The organism is Xanthomonas sp. CFBP 7698 (assembly GCF_003600855.1).
In the GTDB taxonomy this organism is placed as follows: domain Bacteria; phylum Pseudomonadota; class Gammaproteobacteria; order Xanthomonadales; family Xanthomonadaceae; genus Xanthomonas; species Xanthomonas cannabis.
Genome location: NZ_PRDN01000004.1, coordinates 118,136 through 135,670, shown reverse-complemented (window position 1 = coordinate 135,670; position 17,535 = coordinate 118,136). Strand labels below are relative to the sequence as shown.

General features: G+C 66.6%; 19 protein-coding genes. 8 read left to right on the top strand and 11 right to left on the bottom strand.

The features are described 5' to 3' along the window. Nucleotides 1–63: 63 nt before the first annotated feature. The 9 genes from XnspCFBP7698_RS16420 to XnspCFBP7698_RS16380 form a co-directional block, all read right to left on the bottom strand. Nucleotides 64–465 carry a hypothetical protein gene (locus XnspCFBP7698_RS16420; protein ID WP_123137608.1) on the bottom strand — a complete coding sequence of 134 codons (402 nt, stop codon included), beginning with the start codon at nucleotides 463–465 and terminating at the stop codon, nucleotides 64–66. 34 nt (nucleotides 466–499) lie between these two features. Further along, nucleotides 500–1,942 carry a peptidase S10 gene (locus XnspCFBP7698_RS16415; protein WP_233549010.1) on the bottom strand — a complete coding sequence of 481 codons (1,443 nt, stop codon included), beginning with the start codon at nucleotides 1,940–1,942 and terminating at the stop codon, nucleotides 500–502. Nucleotides 1,943–1,948: 6 nt separating this feature from the next. Beyond that, nucleotides 1,949–2,242 (bottom strand): peptidase S10, encoded by a 294-nt coding sequence (locus XnspCFBP7698_RS21805; RefSeq protein ID WP_233549009.1) that lies wholly within the window; start codon nucleotides 2,240–2,242, stop codon nucleotides 1,949–1,951. 329 nt (nucleotides 2,243–2,571) lie between these two features. Further along, nucleotides 2,572–3,699: an XVIPCD domain-containing protein gene (locus tag XnspCFBP7698_RS21405; RefSeq protein ID WP_147423606.1), complete on the bottom strand. Its 1,128-nt coding sequence runs from the start codon at nucleotides 3,697–3,699 to the stop codon at nucleotides 2,572–2,574. 14 nt (nucleotides 3,700–3,713) lie between these two features. Continuing rightward, nucleotides 3,714–4,169 carry a hypothetical protein gene (locus XnspCFBP7698_RS16400; RefSeq protein ID WP_147423605.1) on the bottom strand — a complete coding sequence of 152 codons (456 nt, stop codon included), beginning with the start codon at nucleotides 4,167–4,169 and terminating at the stop codon, nucleotides 3,714–3,716. A gap of 124 nt (nucleotides 4,170–4,293) precedes the next feature. Next, the gene (locus tag XnspCFBP7698_RS16395; RefSeq protein WP_147423604.1) at nucleotides 4,294–5,457 is read right to left on the bottom strand and encodes an HDOD domain-containing protein; all 1,164 of its coding nucleotides are present in this window, start codon (nucleotides 5,455–5,457) and stop codon (nucleotides 4,294–4,296) included. Nucleotides 5,458–6,360: 903 nt separating this feature from the next. Then, nucleotides 6,361–6,672 (bottom strand): protealysin inhibitor emfourin, encoded by a 312-nt coding sequence (locus XnspCFBP7698_RS16390; RefSeq protein ID WP_047693239.1) that lies wholly within the window; start codon nucleotides 6,670–6,672, stop codon nucleotides 6,361–6,363. Further along, the gene (locus XnspCFBP7698_RS16385; RefSeq protein ID WP_123137604.1) at nucleotides 6,669–7,025 is read right to left on the bottom strand and encodes a hypothetical protein; all 357 of its coding nucleotides are present in this window, start codon (nucleotides 7,023–7,025) and stop codon (nucleotides 6,669–6,671) included. The genes XnspCFBP7698_RS16390 and XnspCFBP7698_RS16385 overlap by 4 nt, the downstream gene beginning before the upstream one ends. A 111-nt stretch (nucleotides 7,026–7,136) precedes the next feature. Further along, nucleotides 7,137–7,793 (bottom strand): SDR family oxidoreductase, encoded by a 657-nt coding sequence (locus XnspCFBP7698_RS16380; protein WP_123137603.1) that lies wholly within the window; start codon nucleotides 7,791–7,793, stop codon nucleotides 7,137–7,139. Between the two features lie 487 nt (nucleotides 7,794–8,280). Here XnspCFBP7698_RS16380 and XnspCFBP7698_RS16375 point away from each other — a divergent pair, with 487 nt between their 5' ends. The 6 genes from XnspCFBP7698_RS16375 to proP all read left to right on the top strand — a co-directional run bounded on the left by XnspCFBP7698_RS16375 (nucleotide 8,281) and on the right by proP (nucleotide 14,370). Beyond that, entirely contained in the window at nucleotides 8,281–8,721 is a 441-nt protein-coding gene (locus XnspCFBP7698_RS16375) for an NUDIX domain-containing protein (protein WP_123137602.1), read from the top strand. 340 nt (nucleotides 8,722–9,061) lie between these two features. Then, nucleotides 9,062–10,102 (top strand): AI-2E family transporter, encoded by a 1,041-nt coding sequence (locus XnspCFBP7698_RS16370; RefSeq protein WP_047693249.1) that lies wholly within the window; start codon nucleotides 9,062–9,064, stop codon nucleotides 10,100–10,102. A gap of 249 nt (nucleotides 10,103–10,351) precedes the next feature. Further along, entirely contained in the window at nucleotides 10,352–11,497 is a 1,146-nt protein-coding gene (locus XnspCFBP7698_RS16365; RefSeq protein WP_184374430.1) for an alpha/beta hydrolase, read from the top strand. A gap of 95 nt (nucleotides 11,498–11,592) precedes the next feature. Then, nucleotides 11,593–11,991, top strand: a complete 399-nt coding sequence (locus XnspCFBP7698_RS16360) for a host attachment family protein (protein WP_123137601.1) — start codon at nucleotides 11,593–11,595, stop codon at nucleotides 11,989–11,991. A gap of 153 nt (nucleotides 11,992–12,144) precedes the next feature. Continuing rightward, complete coding sequence (locus tag XnspCFBP7698_RS16355; protein WP_123137600.1) at nucleotides 12,145–12,474, top strand: thioredoxin family protein; 330 nt, start codon at nucleotides 12,145–12,147, stop codon at nucleotides 12,472–12,474. Between the two features lie 405 nt (nucleotides 12,475–12,879). Next, a complete protein-coding gene (proP, locus tag XnspCFBP7698_RS16350; RefSeq protein WP_039564697.1) occupies nucleotides 12,880–14,370 on the top strand; it encodes a glycine betaine/L-proline transporter ProP in 1,491 nt (496 codons plus the stop codon). A gap of 15 nt (nucleotides 14,371–14,385) precedes the next feature. On the opposite strand, the gene XnspCFBP7698_RS16345 is transcribed toward proP, so the two are convergent. After that, nucleotides 14,386–14,841, bottom strand: coding sequence for an SRPBCC domain-containing protein (locus tag XnspCFBP7698_RS16345; protein WP_047693288.1), 456 nt, complete (start codon nucleotides 14,839–14,841; stop codon nucleotides 14,386–14,388). 145 nt (nucleotides 14,842–14,986) lie between these two features. On the opposite strand from XnspCFBP7698_RS16345, the gene XnspCFBP7698_RS16340 reads away from it, so the two are divergent. After that, the gene (locus XnspCFBP7698_RS16340) at nucleotides 14,987–15,805 is read left to right on the top strand and encodes an EcsC family protein (RefSeq protein WP_147423603.1); all 819 of its coding nucleotides are present in this window, start codon (nucleotides 14,987–14,989) and stop codon (nucleotides 15,803–15,805) included. Nucleotides 15,806–15,885: 80 nt separating this feature from the next. Here XnspCFBP7698_RS16340 and XnspCFBP7698_RS21800 read toward each other — a convergent pair whose 3' ends face one another. Beyond that, nucleotides 15,886–16,242 carry a hypothetical protein gene (locus tag XnspCFBP7698_RS21800; RefSeq protein ID WP_147423602.1) on the bottom strand — a complete coding sequence of 119 codons (357 nt, stop codon included), beginning with the start codon at nucleotides 16,240–16,242 and terminating at the stop codon, nucleotides 15,886–15,888. 174 nt (nucleotides 16,243–16,416) lie between these two features. Here XnspCFBP7698_RS21800 and XnspCFBP7698_RS16335 point away from each other — a divergent pair, with 174 nt between their 5' ends. Next, nucleotides 16,417–17,052: a DUF938 domain-containing protein gene (locus tag XnspCFBP7698_RS16335; RefSeq protein WP_104580313.1), complete on the top strand. Its 636-nt coding sequence runs from the start codon at nucleotides 16,417–16,419 to the stop codon at nucleotides 17,050–17,052. Nucleotides 17,053–17,535 lie beyond the last annotated feature (483 nt).

Below are 17,535 nucleotides of genomic sequence, written 5' to 3'. Positions count from 1 at the left end.
GCGGCGGCGGACGTTGCGCTGACTGTGGACAAACCGGCGCCATGTCACGACCACCATGACAGCTCAGCGCTGTTGCTGCTTCACGTACGCCTGCACGTCTTCCAGGGTCACGCTGCCGCTGTGGCTGCGGTCGATCTGCTCGAAATGCGTCGCGACGAAGCCCAAGCCCTGGGCCTGCGCCTGCTGCTTGGTGATGGCATTGCGGTGCGCCAGCGCGCCGTTGGCACCAAGCGTGCTGCTGATGCGCTGCTGGGCCTGGCTCTCCAGTGTGTCGCCAATGCTGTCTGCCGCTGCGGGTTCGGCGGTGGACTGCGGCTTGGGCAGGAATGGTCCATCGATGCCGCCGTGACGCGCGGCAGTGCTGACGGTGGAGACGCGTTGCATGGGCAGCGACTGCGCGCGGACCGCGGTGGTTGCCAGCGCAAGCAGGGCTGCAGTGCACGAGAGTGAGAGTAGGACGCGCATCAGGAGTTCCTCGCAAGGGAGAAGGGCGGCACGCTCACCGCGTTGCAGCGGTGGTGGTGGCCGTTCTGGCGGGCGCTGTGCCGATGTTGCGGTTGTCCGGCCAGGGTGAGTCCAGCAGCGCCAGCGGTACCGCGTCTTCAATTGCTGTGTTGGCGTAATAGTTGGTGAGGTCGGCCTTGAGCTTCGCGCGCGATGCATCATCGAGATAGATCATGTGGCCACCTGCGTACGTGGCGACCAGAACATTGGGGTTGAAATCACGGATGGTGCGCAGCCGTGCGAGCTGTTTTTCTGTGCTGTAGAACGGTGTGGCGAGGTCGTGATAGCCGCTGAGCGCAAGCACCTTGAGCGCAGGATTCAGACGCAATGCGCCAAGCAGGTCGGGCAAGGTGTCCGGTGCGAGCCTGCCTGCATGGCGAAAGTCCCAGGTATTGATGATGTCGTCGTTGAGCGACACATAGCTGGCGTTGGGCGCGCTATAGCCCAGATACTGCGGAAACTGCAGCGCCAGTGCGTTGCTCAATGGTTGTTCGATCAATATGTCAGAGGGATCGCCATCGGTCTTCAGGCGCGGATCGGTAGTGGGCATGCTCACACGGCCGTCGTAGCGGCCGATGGTGGTACCGGGCAGCAAGCCCTGGTTGAACGATTTCAACGAAAAATAGCCTTGCAGCGCCTGTTTGCTGAGCCCCGACAGCGGCCGCCAACGCGTCAGCACGCGCGCATCCGGAACCACCGGCTTGCCCAGGAGGGTGGGGAAGCCGAACTGGCTCAGCACCCAGGTGGGCCCGTAACGCTGAAACTCGTCGTGCACCACGCTGACGAAGGCGCGCATCTGCAGCGCATAGAATTCATCGCTTGCCGTCACTTCGGTCTGCTTGTGATACGCCGCAACGGCTGCGTAGCTGGGGAAATAGCCGCCGATCGTGTCGCCGCTGTACTTCATGCCTTTTGCGTAATCCGGGTAATACAGTCCACCGGAAAACGTGGCATCGGCGTAATAGTTGAGGATCGACGATTGCAGGATGATGCCGGTGAGCTGCACGCCGGCCGATTCCAATGCCAGCGCCAGCATGGTGGAGCGCGTGGTGCCGTACGATTCGCCGAACAGGTACAACGGCGCGCCGCTGCGTCGATTGGCTTGCAGATAGCGCTGGATGAAATCGCGCATCACCTGCACATCGGCATCGCTGCCCCAGAAGCTGGCATTGGTGTTGGGGAGGATCGCCTGCGACAAGCCGGTGCCGGGCGGGTCGATAAACACCATGTCGGTGCTGGCGATCAGGCTTTCTGCGTTGTCGACCATCGGGTAATTGGGCCAGCTGCCGAAGGCGGGCGCAGCGGTGGCCATGCGCTTGGGCGCGAACGAGGCAAGGTGCAACAGCGATGCCGATGCGCCGGGCCCGCCGTTATAGAAGAACGTGAGCGGCCGCGGCTTGCCGCTACGCGCAGGTGCGGTGTAGGCCACATACGACATGCTGGCTTACGCTTGCCCTGCGGGATTGCGCGCGATCAAGTGGCCGGTGCGCACGCTATAGGGCAGCGTTTGGCCGTTGCCACGCCACACGTAGTGCATCAGAGCAGAGCGCTCGTTGGCCACACCGGCATCCAGCCCGGCGTCGGCTTTGGACGAATAGGCGATGCGATCAACGTAGGTCGTGTTGCCGTTGGCAGCGGCCACGCGCTGCTGCGCGCCTGCGCCGGGCGCAATGGCAAGCAACAGACCAGACAGGAACAGAAGCGGGCATTGCACGAAACCGGCATTGCGCTGGGACATGGTGCACCTGTGTCGGGAGGACGTTGCATACGGGGCGGTTGTGCGCGGCCTGCTGCGCCGCGTTATCGCAAACCTGGGCGGCACGCATATGCACTAAAAAATTGGCGCAGCGCGCGGATCAGGCCGGTGTCGACTCTGTGGAAGCAGACCGTTGCGCCATCCACGCCGACACGAAGCCACGGCAGCGCACGCGAAGCGAGATGCTGACCGTGCAAGCCCGCTGCAACGAGTTGTGACCGATTCGACGGCTAGGCGTCATGGCGCGGGAGTGTCGTGTCTGGCCTGACGCGCGCGTGGCAACCCCGCGCGTCGGCTAGCCACTTGTGCCCCTAGACGCGATGCGCCGCTTTTACGTGCTCATCCTGCTGTTGCGTGACAGCTTGCTGACCTTGCGTCGCGAGCGTGCGTTGTTCCAAAAGTGCCAGCTCCCGAAATGAGGTTTCCACGGGAGTGGCGATCGCCTGCGCTGCGGGCATCTGCGCACGCAGGTGCGCGGGGTCGCTGAGTTCACCCTGGACGATGAAGACATGCTGTGCCTGATTGGCGTGTTTGCCTTGCTCGCTCAGCATCACATGGTCGACGCGCTGCAGGCCATTGGCCACCGCCAGATTGGTCAGGCTTGCCGTCATGCAAGCGGTCTTCTCGTTGGACTCGGTTCCGACCTGATTGCCCAGCGCTGCGACGCCTGCGCGGCATTGTTGATGCAGCGCGTAACGGGGATGGCCAGGCTGGTCCGGCGTCGGCGCATTGTCTGTTGGGCCAGCCGCCCCGAAGAAGCCAGATGTACGCGGCGCCGCAGGCACAACCGCGGGTGTCTGCAGAGATGGCTGGATGGCCTCTTTGGGTGACAGACCATGCTGCCCTACGTTTACCTGATCACTCCAGGCAAGCTTTCCCTCATGATCCATGAGGATCAACTTGCCTTCTTTCAGTGCGTCACCTACCAGCTGCGCAAGCTGCTCTTTGGACGCGCCGGGGTGGGCTGCGGCGATACCTCTACCGACCTGGTTGTTGTACAGATCCATCGCCTCGCGGTTTGCAGGATTACCCGGCATTCCTTCGTGCGCGGTGGCAAACGACTGCGCCCATTCGTTGCCGAATTCCTTGGCGAGCAGCGCATTCCAGTAGGTATGGCGAAAGGCATCGCGGTGCCCGTCATTGAATTGCCACTCTGTGGCGCGCTCCTTTGGAATATCGTCAGGCACCGGTTGGTCCGGGACATGCCGCTTGCTCTCGCGAAACGCAAGGTCTTGGGTTTCTTTAAGTTCTGACAGTCCCTGGAGGCCCCTGCTCCAGGTCATCTCGTCTATGAGCTTTCCTTCGGTCCTGGTGATCTTGATCGAAGGCGAAAACGGGATATCCACCATTCCCGCCAATCGGGGGTGATAGTGAATCACTTGGTCGGCTTGCACCTGGAACTGGCTGCGAATCCGATCCAAATCAGGTTTGTCCGACATCCTTGTGCTCCTGGTTAACCTTGGACGGTGTGGCGGCTGATGACTTTCCCGTCCTGGTATTGAATATCGTACTCCTGTGTATCGCCTGCGAAGGGCGAGATGCCAAGGTAGTACGCATCCGTCGAGGTGGTTTCACCCTTCTCGGTGTAGTCAGGCTGACCCAACAGCGCGATGACGTCTTCCCTGCGCATCCCCACATGGATGACCTGTTCTAGCGCTTCCGTCATGTAAATGCGCTTGTTCTCTTCAAGGCCGACGCCGCGTTGCGATTTCCACACGGTTGCATCGAAGTCTTGTGTCGTTTGCATGGTGCACGCCGTCAATGGTGTGAGGAATAAAAGGACCGCGAGCGCAATAACGCGCGCCGATTGGACATGCGTGTGCAGTGAGTGCATTTTCCATCCAAGATGTTTGGCAAATGCCAGCCCGTGGAGGTTGCCAGATGCATCGTCAGGATTCCATTCGCGCATTTCGATCGCTCACAGGCCGTGGGTCGCAGCAGAGTGGGAATGCGCAGGGCGGTTGGTCGACACGCAACTGAATCGGCAGATGCTGGCTGTTTCGGTAAAGCCGCTGCAGCTGCATCGCAGCAACTCACTCCACGCTCGCAGCCACCAACCGTTGCCACAGTGCAGCGTTGGCCTCGCGGTCCGGTTCCAGGGTGGCCAGGACGTCGAGGGCGTGGTCTTCGTGCTCGGCGCCGTGGCGGGCGAGCATGGCCAGCGCGGCGGCGAGGCGGCCGTAACGCAGGGCGCGGCCCAACGGGCTGGCGAGCAGGGTGGTGTCGTGCTCGGGGCGTTGTTCGTCCAGGGCGGTGCCCAGGGCTGCCGGCAGGTCCCAGGTGGTGGCGATGGTCTTGGCCACCGCCGCGGTATGGCGCTCGACCAGGGCGGCGGCGATCTCCAGGCTGTAGGGCAGGCCCGGGCGCTCGGCGTAGGTATCGCGCAGCACCCGCAGGATCACCACCGCGCCCAGGCCCTGCAGCAGGCCGGCCAGCTGTGCCGACAAGGTGTCCCCGCCGCGTTCGCGCACGTAGGCGGCCGCGGCGGCGGCGGTGCGTAGGGCGTAGTCCCACACCGCCGCGGGCAGGCGCGCGTGGAGGCCACCGTCCAGGCTCAGCACCGGCTGCATGACGGCTGCGGCAACGAGCTGGCGCACGCCTTCGGTGCCGATGTGCACCACTGCCCGTTCCAGGCTTTCCAGCGGGCCGCCTTGCGGGCGATACAGCGCGCTGTTGGCGATGCGCAGCAGGTTGGCGGCCAATGCCGGGTCTTGCGCGATGATGGCGGCAATGCCGCGGCCGGACGCGTCGGGGTCGTTGACCGCACGCATCAGCTGCGGCAACAGATGTGGGCGACGCGGCAACAACTGCGGACGCAGATCGACATGCGCCAGTGCGTTGCCGACGGCCTCCAGCACCGCCAGCTGGGCGGCGTCGCCGGGCAGGCTGGCATCGGCCAGCGACGGGTTGGCCATCACCGCGGCATACATGCGCCGCAGCAGCGGCCGCATCGGTGGCGGGTCGGTTGGTGAGGAGTGCGCCACGCCGTGCGTTGGCTGCGGCACGTGGGGGGGCTGGCTGGGAGGTGCCACGGCGGGTGTGGCGGCCGCCGTGGCATTGGCCGGCCGCGTGGTTGGCGCGTCCGGGGCAGCCGGCGCGGGCGCGCGTTGGCGCATGTGCATCCACACCAGGGCACCGACGATCATCGCGACAGCGATCAGTCCGGCAGCAAGCAGCACCACGGTCACAAGCATCATAGGCAGTCGTCTGATCAGTGCTGCGACTATCGGCGATGGCGGGCATGGCGGCAATGCGCAGCGCGGCCACCGGGCGCGCTGCGCAACGGCGGCGCTTGCTAGCGGCGCTGGCGACGCACGGCCTGCCGCGCCGCTGGCGTACCGGTGCAGGCAGGCGCTGCATTGCACCGGGCATGGTGCATGCCGTTGCCGTGCGGCACTGACACAGCGCGTGGCGCTGACGATTGGTCACCCGCACCCGTACCCGCGGCGCGCGCGTCGTCTGGAGTGTCGGCATCGCCGGCGCGTGCCCGCGTGGCCGAACAACAGCCCGTTGGCCGGGCGCGGCAGTGGTGGAGCGCATGACGGGTCGACATGCCGCGATGGCGTTTAGCGTGCGTGCATGCAGTCACCGCTGCCTGCACTGCTGCGCGGCCGTCGCAACTGCGCGCGCGGTCAAGCGCTGCAAGGCACGCGTATTTTTGACCGCAGTGCAGCAATGAGCGAGGTGTCTTCAAGCTGACCGCGGCACTGCACGTGGCGCTAACGCACCGCCCCCCACCATGCGTCACCAGCTGTGCAGTTCTAGAGCATCTAGGCAGCTTAAAGGGTGCAGGCATCCGCAGTTGGACCACCTTCGACAGACACCGTGCAGCGTGCGGTGTCTGTTTTTATTTGTGCAGCCGTGCATGACGCGGCATGCCGCAGGAACCGATCGGCGCAGGCGCCGACCCACGCCACCGTGGTGTGCGGTGGTGACAACAGGAGCCTCCCACCGGCCGTACGACGCGCGATGGAAGATGCCCTGGGCCGAGCCGGCGTGTGACCCCCTGGGGCAAAGGGTCGATGGAACGTCATACCGCGGCACGGGGTGGCGGACCACAATCGGCGCCAGACACCGCGCGCCTTGCTGCGATCGCCGGGTTACAGGATGCCCTGCTTCCACAACCGCACGATGCTGGCCGGGGCGTGTTCTTCGGGAATCCGCAGCGGCTCGCTGGCGCCGTCCCAGACGATGCTGAAATAGCGGCGGTCACCACCACCGGCCTGCGGGCGCGGCAAGGCGTGCTCCAGGCATTGGTCCAGCAGCGTGCGCAGCTGCTGCCGCTGGGCTTCGTCCATCTCATCCATCACCAACCGGCGCTCGCGGCGCATGGCCGGGAAGGCGGCCACGCCGCCCTCGCGGGCCAGCCGCAGGGTGACGCCTGCGTCCACCGGTGGGCGTTGTGGGCTCATGCGCGCACGCCCATGGCGCGCCAGGCCTGTTGCACCGCACGCGCCTGGGGGCTGCCAGTGCTATCGGCAGTGGCCGCAGTACCTTCGTTGCGTATCAGCGTACCGGTCAGGGTGCTGCCTTGCCGGGCATCGGAGACCCACCGTTGCACCGCAGGGGTGGCCCGGCGCGTTGGCGCCGCTGCCACGTCGGGCGGCGCCAGCGGGCCCAGCACATGGTGCTGGCGCCGCGTTGCGGTGACCTGATGCGACAACAGCGCAGAGCGACGGGCGTGTCGGCGCTCTGCCTGGGCCCCACGGTCGGGCAGGTAGGGCGGCAGGATGCCGGCACGGCGCGGCGAGACGAACGCGGACATAAGCGACCTCCACAGTCAGCAGCGCTCGCGACTATGCGCGGGCCGGCTTTAGAAAATCGTTAGCCCGCCCCGGCCTGGAACGCGCGCACCGCCTGGCGCCATACCCGGCGTTCAGTCCAGCTGCGACAGCGCCTGCTGGATCGGGGTCTGCCCGTCGATGAACCCTACCGTCTTGCCGATGCTGGCCGGGGTGGCAAGTGCGGCGGCGATCACCTGGGCCACGTTGGCGCGCGACACACCGCCGTCGGCGTCGCTGCCGGGGTCGGGTGTGATGCGGCCGGAGGGTGGATCCTGGGTGAGCCGGCCGGGGCCCAGCACCGTCCAGTCCAATGCGGTGCTGCGCAGATGCGCGTCGGCCGCGGCCTTGGCTTGCGCATAGGCGAAGAACCCGTCGTCCGGGCCGATGCCGTGTTCCAGCCCGGCCCCCAGATACGACACCATCACGTAGCGCCGCACGCGTGCCTGCTCGGCCGCGTGCATCGAGCGGATCGCCGCATCGCGGTCCACGGCATAGGTGCGCGCTGCATCGCCGCCGCCGGCACCGGCCGACCACACCACCGCGTCATGCCCGGCCAGCTGCGCGGCGATGGTCGCGGTGTCCGCATGTTCGATGTCGAACACCACCGGCGTGGCGCCATCGGCGATGACATCGCCTTCGTGCTCGGGGTTGCGGAACACCGCAGTCACCTGATGCCCGCCACGCACCAGCAGCGGCGTGAGCAAACGCGCGACCTTGCCATGACCGCCGATCACCAGAATACGGGACATATCACCTCCAACAGTGCGCGCCGCACCGGCGCGGAAGGGCGTCATCCTCGCCAACGCGGCGCTAAGGCGGTGTTATCGACGTGCCAACAGATGTCGGTGATTGAACGCCCACCTACGACGCCATCAGGCACTGTCGAGTGGCGAGAACGGCAGCTGCAGATCTTCGCCGGCACGTGCCGGTGCGATTGCAGTCCGACGACGCGGTATGCGGCTGCGCTCGCAACGCAACGCCGGCGATGTGAACTGCGCCGCAAGCGTATCCACACCCATGCCACCTCTCACGTGGCACGGGCGGCATGGCCATGCCGCATCTGGCAGTGCAGTTCGTCGCGCGTAATCCGCAACGCAACGCATGCCGGCAGGTGCACTTCGACCACCAGGCACGCGCCGCGCCCAAAAGCTCGCCGCGCTGCGCATATCGCTGTACCGCGCGCTGACCATATCGGCAACATCTGTGACACTAGCCGGCCTTGTTGCGAGATGCGCCATGCCCACTTCCGATCTACGTCCACGCGTTGGCTGCGGCGCCTTTATCCAGCGTGCCGATGGCCGCCTGCTGCTGGTGTTGCGCGGGCGCGCGCCGGAGCAGGGGCACTGGGGGCTGCCCGGCGGCAAGGTGGACTGGATGGAGACCGTGGAAGCCACCGTGGTGCGCGAGGTGCTGGAAGAAACCGGCCTGCAGGTGCACCCGCAGCGGGTGCTGTGCGTGGTCAGCCACTTCGAGCCGGACATGGACCCGCCGCAGCACTGGGTGGCGCCGGTGTATCTGGCCAGCATCGATGGCAGCGAACAGGCGCAGTTGTGCGAGCCGCAGGTGCTGCTGGACATCGGCTGGTTTGCGCTCGATGCGCTGCCCACGCCGCTGACCCGCTCGGCGGTGCAGGCGGTGCGGCAGGTGCGGGCCGAGCAGGCTGCGCCGGTCGACTGAGTCGCGTTGCCACAGCGGGACGCTAGCCAGACTTGGCGCAAGGCTGGGGCGGGAATCGGGAATCGGGAATCGGGAATCGAAGAGCGGCTTGCGACTCAGGCATTGCGATGCGTGCGCGGCTGGCGGGTGTTGGCATCACCCAAGATAGGCGCTGCCTGGCGCCAGCGTGCCGCATTGGCCCAACGTGTCATCCGGTCACAGCGCGCGGCATATCCACGCGCCGACGCTGTGGCGCAGCCGGCGTGGTGCGTTCAAACAGCGCCGCTACTGCACGGTGTGGCGACACGTTCTTCTCGCTGGCTTCGCTAGGCTCCGGGCTTGTTTTTGCAGTGAGTGGCCCATGCCTTCTTCCGACCTTCGCGCCTTTGCCGTCCGTGTGATCATCGTGCTGGCCCTGGTGGCGTGCGCGTGGATGCTGTGGACGTTGTCGGACCTGTTGCTGATGGTCTTCGGCGCGATCGTGGTGGCGGTGTTGCTGCGGGCGTTGGCCAGCTGGGTGACGCGCCACACGCGCGTGTCGGACGGGTGGGCGCTGGCCCTGGTGGTGGTGGTGCTGACGGTGGGATTTATCGCACTGCTGTGGCTGTTCGGCTCGCAGCTGGCCTCGGAAGTGGGAGCCTTGCAACGCACGTTGCCGCAGGCGTGGACGCGCTTCCACGATTGGGTGGCGGCCGGGCCCCTGGGGCCGACACTGGAAGAACTCACCCGCCAGGCGCCGGCACGCGTGTCCAACCTGGCCCCACGCGCCGGTGCGTTTGCGCTCAGCATCACCGGCGGTGTGGCCAACCTGTTCCTGGTGCTGGCCGGCGCGGTGTATCTGGCCGCGCAGCCGCAGCTGTACCGGCGCGGGGTCTTGCTGCTGCTGCCGGCGCACGCACGCGCCACCACCGACGAAGCACTGCAGGCCAGCGGCACCGCGCTGCGGCTGTGGTTGCGCGGCCAGCTGATGGCGATGGCGGTGGTGGGCGTGCTCACCGGGCTGGGGCTGTGGGCATTGGGCATCCCCGGTGCGTTGGCGCTGGGCATCGTTGCCGGCCTGCTGGATTTCGTGCCGATCGTCGGGCCGATCGTGGCGGCGATTCCGGCCATCCTGCTCGGGTTTACGGTCAGCCCGCAGATGGCGCTGGCCACCGCGGGCCTGTTCGTGGTGGTGCAGCAGATCGAAGGCAACCTGCTGCTGCCGCTGATTCAGCAACGCACGGTGGATCTGCCGCCGGTGCTGCTGCTGTTTTCGCTGTTCGGCATCGGCATCCTGCTGGGGCCGGCCGGCGTGTTGCTGGCCGCGCCGCTGACGGTGGTGGCGTTTGTGCTGGTCAAGCGCCTGTATGTGCAAGAGGCGCTCGGCACGCCAACCTCCATTCCCGGGCAAACACCGCACTGAACGGCGCACGCCGGCCGCAGGGTGCACGCCCAACGCCGGCCGCTGAGCGAGCGGCCTGACGGCATTGCTGGACACCGCATGTGGCTCGCCTGGCAAACGCGCTGCAAGGCCATGCCGTCTGCCGGGCGCCTATGGGCGTGCAGCCACCACCGCAGCGGGCCGCCGTGGCAACGCCGACAGATCCGGCACAGTGCCGCCCCATGCCCCACCGGTATGCTCGACGGCTGATCACGCCTGGGAGGGCATTGCATGACACGACCGTGCTGGACGACACGTGGGTTGATGGCGCTGATCGGCGCCGCCTGTGCACTGAGTGCCACCGCCGCAGAACGCGCGGCGACGCCGGCGGCCGCGGCGGCGGAGGGTACGCGCCAGGTGGCGCCCTTCGCCTTGCCGGTGTCCGAGTACCTCAGCCCTGCCGCGCGTGCGCATGTGCAGGCCGAGGTGGCGCGTGTGGACCCCCTGGCCAAGGCCGACAATGCCACCTTGTTGCAGCAGCTGCCGCGCATTCGCGCCGATACCGAGCGCTGGGCCGAAGGCGTGGTTGCGCAGCTGCGCACGCGCTATGCGGTGGAGGTGACGCGCGAGCGCTGGAACGAGGTGCCGGTGTTGCGGGTGGAGCCACGCACACGCACGCCCGAACAGGCCCGGCGCCTGCTGATCGAGCTGCATGGCGGCGGATTCATCATGGGCAGTGCGCAATCGTTCGGGTTGATGGAGGCCATCCCGGTGGCAGCGATGACCGGCATGACGGTCATCGCAGTGGATTACCGGATGGGCCCGGAGCACCGCTTCCCGGCGGCCAGCGAAGATGTGGCCGCGGTGTATCGCGCCGCGCTCCAGCGCTATGCGCCCGAGCGTATCGGCCTGTTCGGCTGCTCGGCCGGCGGTGTGCTCACCGGTGAGTCGCTGGCGTGGTTTGCCAAGGAGCGCCTGCCGATGCCGGCGGCAGCGGGCATGTTCTGCGCGGCCGGCGATGCGCGCTATCGGGGCGATTCGCGCTATGTGGCCGCCGCGGTCAACGATGCCTTGCTGCCCGACGCGGCGGGGCAGTTGCCGATCATGGAAGACCTGTACTACGGCGAGGGCGTGGACTTCCACGACCCATTGGTGTCGCCGGTGTTCTCCGATGCAGTGTTGCGGCAGTTCCCGCCCACCTTGCTGATCACCGCCACACGCGCGGCAGAGCTGAGCACGGCCGCCTACACGCACTCGCGCTTGATCGACCTGGGGCGCGAATCGGACCTGCATGTCTGGGACGGCCTGGGCCACGGGTTCCATTTCACCGAGACCTTGCCGGAAAGCCAGCAGGCACTACGCGTGATGGCGCGCTTTTTCAGCCGCCACCTGGGGTTGCCGCCGCCGCCATTGGCAGCGCCACTAACGCCGCGCTGACGCCGGCTAGGCACCTTGCTTACATCTGCTGACCTAGGTTGAGGCCGACTGGGTGCGGCACACGCCGCACCGATCATCGAAACAGGAGAAATCGGATGAGTCTGCAAATTCCTCAGGGTGCCTTGGTAGTGGTGGCCGACGGCGGCGAAGCGCGTTGGTTCACCAATACCGGCAACGAAGCCAAGGTCGTGCTGCGCCAGCACGCGCGTACCGACGTGCAGAACGTCGACGACGATGGCCCGGCCGGCAAGGCACCGCAGGATCTCACCGAGGCAGACCTGGACGAGATGACGTTTGCCAAGCAGCTGTCCAAGGCCTTGAACGATGGGGCATTGAAGCAGGAGTACACGCACCTGGTGCTGGTGGCCGACCCGACCACGCTGGGCCGCGTGCGCCCCCTGCTGCACAAGGAAGCCCAGCAGCGGCTGGTTGGCGACCTGGCCAAGGACCTGACCAACCTGCCGCTGGAAGACATCCAGCGCGCGCTGTCGTAAGCGTCAGGCGCAGCGCCGGTGGCGCATACGCACGCCGCCGGCGCCCGGCACCTGATGTACGCCGCGTACACTCCGGTACCCGGGCGCCGGTACGTTACAGGTGCGCCTGCGCGCAATGATGTGTTCTCACTCAGCGTCACGGAGACAGTGCAGATGGGGTTTGTTCGCGACTACGCCACGCAGGCACCGGAGCGCAGCGACATCGATGCGCATCGCGGTGTGCAGGTGCTGGAATTCGGCACCGATTGGTGCGGGCATTGCATTGCCGCACAACCGCTGCTGCAGAAACTGCTGGGTGGCTATGAGGCGATCGAGTACCGCAAGGTCGAAGATGGAAAAGGGCGCCCGCTGGGCCGCTCGTTCCGCGTCAAGCTCTGGCCCACCGTGATCCTGTTGCGCGATGGCGAGGAAGTCGCCCGCGCGGTCCGCCCGCAAACACGCGAGGACCTGCAGCCGCTGTTGTCGGCACTCGACCTCGGCTAATTGCTGGCCTCGGCTAACTGCCGTAGGAGCGCACCGGGCGCGAAGGGCATTACCGATACCGCCGTCGCGCCCGGGTGCGCTCCTACAGGCGCGTGCGCAGTGATGTGCATGTGGACCGTCTGCAAAACCTCGCAAAAAACGCCCTAAATCCAGCGCCATATGCAGTCGCGTCTGCAGCGATCTGCACGCTGGTGTAACATGGCGCACTGATCAAGCCCTTGGGCATACGCCCATCTCGTTGGTCATCTGTCCCGCAGCGCCGCTGAGTTGACGCGGCCGTCCGGGAATGCCTCCGGCCACTCCAGTGCATGTGCCTGTGCCGTGTATGCGTGATGTGCCGTGTCCTGTGCAGGTGCCGGGACGTGCGGGTAGCGGTGGCCGCAAGCCAGTCTGGAGACCAAGCTCATGCACGACACGCGCGCGATCCGTTCGCATTTCGGTTGGTTCAAACGCCGCCGCCAGCTGCACCTCGACGAGGTCACCGTGGTGGATCGCAGCATGCTGCGCAGGGCGGTCGGCGCCGCCGCGCTGGGCAATGCGATGGAGTGGTTCGACTTCGGCGTGTACGGCTACCTGGCGGTGACGCTGGGCCAGGTGTTCTTTCCGGCGAGCAATCCCACGGCGCAGCTGATCGCCACCTTTGCCACCTTCACCGTCGCGTTTCTGGTGCGGCCGATCGGGGGCATGGTGTTCGGCCCGCTGGGCGACCGCTACGGGCGGCAGAAGGTGCTGGCGGCCACGATGATCCTGATGGCACTGGGTACCTTCAGCATCGGCCTGATTCCGTCCTACGACCGCATCGGCCTGTGGGCACCGGCCCTGCTGTTGCTGGCGCGGTTGCTGCAGGGGTTTTCCACCGGCGGCGAATACGGCGGCGCGGCGACCTTCATTGCCGAATACGCCACCGACCGTAACCGCGGCCTGATGGGCAGCTGGCTGGAATTCGGCACCTTGGGCGGCTATATCGCCGGCGCCGCCACCGTGACCGCGTTGCACATGAGCGTGACCCCGGCGCAGATGCTGGACTGGGGCTGGCGCGTGCCGTTCCTGATCGCCGGGCCGCTGGGCCTGCTGGGCCTGTACATGCGCATGAAGCTGGAAGAAACCCCGGCCTTTCGCGCCTACACCGAGCAATCGGAACAGCGCGAGCGCGAAACCGCCGGCCAGGGCCTGATGACCTTGCTGCGCCTGCACTGGCCGCAGCTGCTCAAGTGCGTGGGGCTGGTGCTGGTGTTCAACGTCACCGACTACATGCTGCTGACCTACATGCCCAGCTACCTCAGCGTCACCATGGGCTATGCCGAGAGCAAGGGCCTGCTGCTGATCATCCTGGTGATGCTGGTGATGATGCCGCTCAATATCGTCGGCGGCCTGTTCAGCGACAAGCTGGGCCGGCGCCCGATGATCATCGGCGCCTGCATTGCGTTGTTTGCGCTGGCCATCCCGTGCCTGTTGCTGATCGGCAGCGGCCACGATGGATTGATCTTCGCCGGGCTGATGCTGCTGGGCCTGGCGCTGGTGTGCTTCACCAGTTCGATGCCGTCCACGCTGCCGGCGCTGTTCTACACCCCGGTGCGCTACAGCGCCCTGTCGATCGCCTTCAACGTGTCGGTGTCGTTGTTCGGCGGGACCACGCCGCTGGTGACCGCCTGGCTGGTGGAACGCACCGGCGACCCGCTGGTACCGGCGTATTACCTGATGGGTGCGGCGGCGGTCGGCCTGGTGACCATGCTGTTCGTGCGCGAGACCGCCGGCCTGCCGCTGCGGGGTTCGCCGCCGGCGGTGGCCAGCGATGCCGAAGCGCGCGCGTTGCTGCAGTCCGACAGCCCGGTGACGGTGGATGCGCAGTTGCCGGTGCCCGCGGCACCGTCACTGGGCCAGCCGCGCACGGCCTAGCGGCACGGCGCGCGACTAGCGCGCGGGGCTGCGGGGGTCGGGCACGTCCGGATAGGGCGTGCCTTCCCCGGTTTCGACGTAGCGCTTGAGGCTGCTGCCCAGGAAATACTGCCAGCCTTGCGAGCAGGCGTCGAAGCATGGCGACTCGCGGTACCCGGACTGCACGAACTCCACCCGCGTGCCCTGGCTGGTGGAGATCAGATCGAAGCGCATCACCGTGCCTTCCCAGGCCAGGGTGTCGAGCATGTTGGAGCGCTCGCAGTGCCAGCACACCAGCCGGTGGTCGGCGCCGTCGTCGATGCGCAGCTCCACCTGCCAGCCGTGCCCGCTCCAGTCCAGGCACACGCGGCCGTCCACCAGCCGCACCTCACGGGTCCACCAGCGGGCCAGCTGGGTGGGCTCGGACAGCGCGGCGGACACCACTTCCGGCGCGGCGGCAATCACGATGCTGTGGCGGATCTCACGGTTCATCTGGTGGGCATTGCCTGCGTGGACGCCGATGATCGCGCATTTTGCCGGCATCTGCAGCGGTAACCGAGTGTGCGCACGCCGCTCGTCCGACGCTCACGCGCGGCTGGGTACCATCGGCCCAGGCCCCTTACGAGCGAGAGCAGGCATGACGACGCTTCCGATACCGGTGATGGACGCTGCCGCGCAGCGCGACCTGGCCACCGCCCACGCCTTGCTGGAAAACCCCGGTGTGGCGGCCCAACTGGCCAACGCCCTGGGCGCGCCGATCGAGAGCCTGCTCACCAAGCGGCTGCCCAGGATGGTGACCCGCAGCATCGACGGGGTGACCCGCCGCGCGCTGCAGGTGGCGATGAAGTCGGCGCTGTTGAGCCTGCGCGGCAAGACCGAGCCCCTGCAGCCGGCGTCCACCACGCGCCACACCATGGCGGTGGCGGTGGCCGGCGGCGCTGGCGGGTTTTTCGGCCTGCCGGGGTTGATGGTGGAGCTGCCGTTGACCACCACCGTGATGCTGCGCTCCATTGCCGACATCGCGCGTGCCGAAGGCGAATCCTTGCAGGACCCGGAGACCGCGCTGGCCTGCCTGGAAGTGCTGGCGCACGGCGGCCGCAGCGTGGTGGATGACGGCGCCGAGTCGGGCTATTTCGCGGTGCGTGCAGCGATGGCGCAGCAGCTCAGCGCCGCCGCCCGCCACGTGGCCGCGCACGGTTTTGCCAGCAAGGGCGCACCGGCGCTGGTGTCGCTGGTGTCGCGCGTGGCTGCCAAGTTCTCGGTCAACGTGGGCGAAAAACTCGCCGTGCAGGCGGTGCCCCTGGTCGGCGCGGTTAGCGGTGCCACGCTCAACACGGTGTTCATGCGCCACTTCCAGGCGATGGCGCGCGGCCATTTCATCGTGCGCCGGCTGGAACGGCAGTTCGGCGAAGAGGCAGTGCGGCGCGCGTATGAGGCGTTGCCCGCGGCGCGGTGAGGTGCGGCGCGGTGGGATCGACCAGCTGGGCGTGCCTGGTCGATCCTCTGCCCATGGACACAATCTGTCGCAGGCTTGAGTCAGATTGGTTGCGGCGTGCAGAGTGCCCGTGCGGTGGCAGAGCCGACAAATTGGTTGTTCGCGTCACTCACCATGACCGTGGCGTTGATGAAGGTACTGGTGCGCGGGCAGTAGAAAGAGCAATCGGAACTGTTGGTGCAGTTTCTGGGAAAGATGGCGCCTGCAGTGTTGCTGAAACTCCAGGCGTATTTGAACGGCTGGGGGGACCCCGGGCTGTCTACTCCCGCCCAACAGTAATCGCTGCCTGTGCAATCAAGCAGTACCGTTGACGCTTGCGCGTGAGCGCTGGGCGCGGAGGCTAGGCTAGCAACAGCCAATAAAATACTTGCGGTGCAAAAAGTAACGGCCTTGTTCATGCAGATGTCCTCGTGAGTAGATCCCCCTCGCCGATAGTGGCGCGATGGGTAGCCAAGAGATGGGATGGATGTCCACATTTCGTCTACGGGGCAGGGAAGAAAGCCTGATCGTCAAACTGGTCACTTGACCTCGCATCTCGCCGCATAATTGGGACTTCAAAGGTCTTAAGCACGATGAATAAACCGTTCTCCCCCGCCTCCGCGCGCAACCGCGACCCGATTCTCCAGGTGCTGCAGCAGCACTTCGCCGACCGGCGGCACGTGCTGGAAATCGGTGCAGGCACCGGCCAGCACGCCGTGCACTTTGCCGCGGCGATGCCGTGGTTGCAGTGGCAGGCCAGCGACCATGCCGATCATTTGCCGGGCATGCAGCAATGGTTGGATGAAGCCGCGCTGCCCAACACGCCGCAGCCGATCGTCCTGCAGGCGGTGCTGACGCCGACGACTGGTTTGGCGCCACTGCCGGCCTTGCCCGTGCTGCCCGATGGCCAGCGTGGTTTCGATGCGATCTACAGTGCCAACACCTTGCACATCATGGGCTGGCCGCAGGTGCAGGCCTTGTTTGCAGGCTTACCCGCAGTAATGGCGCCGCAGGCAGTGCTGGCGGTGTATGGGCCGTTCAATCGCAATGGGCAATTTACCAGCGACAGCAATCGCGCCTTCGACGCGATGCTGCGCGAACGCGACCCTGCATCGGGCATCCGTGATGCCGAAGCGGTGGATGCGCTGGCAGCATCGGTTGGGTTGCAGCTGATCGACGACGTAGCAATGCCGGCGAACAACCATTGCCGGGTGTGGCGACGCGGGTAGCCTCCGCCGCGTCGGGATTAGCGATGCAAAGCCCGTTCGATCTCCGAGCAAAGGCCATGCATCGGCGCCACAAACGCGTCACCGACACGCCAGGAAAACCCCAGCCCCTCGCGGTGTCGTGCAGGCCTCGAGGTGCTCGAACACACGACGCTGTCGACCACACGCTCCCTTCTCCCTCCGGGAGAAGGTGCCCGAAGGGCGGATGAGGGTTCGGGCGAAGCCTGCAGTGCGTGCCAACCAGGCTTCACCCGTACCCTCACCCCAATTCCCGCTCCGCGCCCGGCCCGCGCTGGCAGCGCAGGCACTCCAACGCACACGCGCCAATGCCGCGCAAGCGGTTCTCGCCCCAAGTGACGGCCGTGAACGCCTCGCACTGCACCCCTTCCTGCCGGCGATGTGCGGCGCATGCAGCAAACGGCATCGGTGCTGAGCTGTGCGTTGAACCGACCCAGGCCCGCAGCGACACAGCGACCGCGCGTGCCC

Coding starts and splice junctions, on each gene's coding strand:
- XnspCFBP7698_RS16355 (WP_123137600.1), top strand. CDS start 12,145: ATGGGGTTTGTTCGCGACTACGCCACGCAGGCACCGGAGCGCAGCGAC.
- XnspCFBP7698_RS16395 (WP_147423604.1), bottom strand. CDS start 5,457: ATGATGCTTGTGACCGTGGTGCTGCTTGCTGCCGGACTGATCGCTGTC.
- XnspCFBP7698_RS16345 (WP_047693288.1), bottom strand. CDS start 14,841: ATGAACCGTGAGATCCGCCACAGCATCGTGATTGCCGCCGCGCCGGAA.
- XnspCFBP7698_RS21405 (WP_147423606.1), bottom strand. CDS start 3,699: ATGTCGGACAAACCTGATTTGGATCGGATTCGCAGCCAGTTCCAGGTG.
- XnspCFBP7698_RS16390 (WP_047693239.1), bottom strand. CDS start 6,672: ATGAGCCCACAACGCCCACCGGTGGACGCAGGCGTCACCCTGCGGCTG.
- XnspCFBP7698_RS16415 (WP_233549010.1), bottom strand. CDS start 1,942: ATGTCGTATGTGGCCTACACCGCACCTGCGCGTAGCGGCAAGCCGCGG.
- proP (WP_039564697.1), top strand. CDS start 12,880: ATGCACGACACGCGCGCGATCCGTTCGCATTTCGGTTGGTTCAAACGC.
- XnspCFBP7698_RS16400 (WP_147423605.1), bottom strand. CDS start 4,169: ATGCGCGAATGGAATCCTGACGATGCATCTGGCAACCTCCACGGGCTG.
- XnspCFBP7698_RS16375 (WP_123137602.1), top strand. CDS start 8,281: ATGCCCACTTCCGATCTACGTCCACGCGTTGGCTGCGGCGCCTTTATC.
- XnspCFBP7698_RS16380 (WP_123137603.1), bottom strand. CDS start 7,793: ATGTCCCGTATTCTGGTGATCGGCGGTCATGGCAAGGTCGCGCGTTTG.
- XnspCFBP7698_RS16360 (WP_123137601.1), top strand. CDS start 11,593: ATGAGTCTGCAAATTCCTCAGGGTGCCTTGGTAGTGGTGGCCGACGGC.
- XnspCFBP7698_RS16365 (WP_184374430.1), top strand. CDS start 10,352: ATGACACGACCGTGCTGGACGACACGTGGGTTGATGGCGCTGATCGGC.
- XnspCFBP7698_RS16340 (WP_147423603.1), top strand. CDS start 14,987: ATGACGACGCTTCCGATACCGGTGATGGACGCTGCCGCGCAGCGCGAC.
- XnspCFBP7698_RS16335 (WP_104580313.1), top strand. CDS start 16,417: ATGAATAAACCGTTCTCCCCCGCCTCCGCGCGCAACCGCGACCCGATT.
- XnspCFBP7698_RS16385 (WP_123137604.1), bottom strand. CDS start 7,025: ATGTCCGCGTTCGTCTCGCCGCGCCGTGCCGGCATCCTGCCGCCCTAC.
- XnspCFBP7698_RS21800 (WP_147423602.1), bottom strand. CDS start 16,242: ATGAACAAGGCCGTTACTTTTTGCACCGCAAGTATTTTATTGGCTGTT.
- XnspCFBP7698_RS16420 (WP_123137608.1), bottom strand. CDS start 465: ATGCGCGTCCTACTCTCACTCTCGTGCACTGCAGCCCTGCTTGCGCTG.
- XnspCFBP7698_RS21805 (WP_233549009.1), bottom strand. CDS start 2,242: ATGTCCCAGCGCAATGCCGGTTTCGTGCAATGCCCGCTTCTGTTCCTG.
- XnspCFBP7698_RS16370 (WP_047693249.1), top strand. CDS start 9,062: ATGCCTTCTTCCGACCTTCGCGCCTTTGCCGTCCGTGTGATCATCGTG.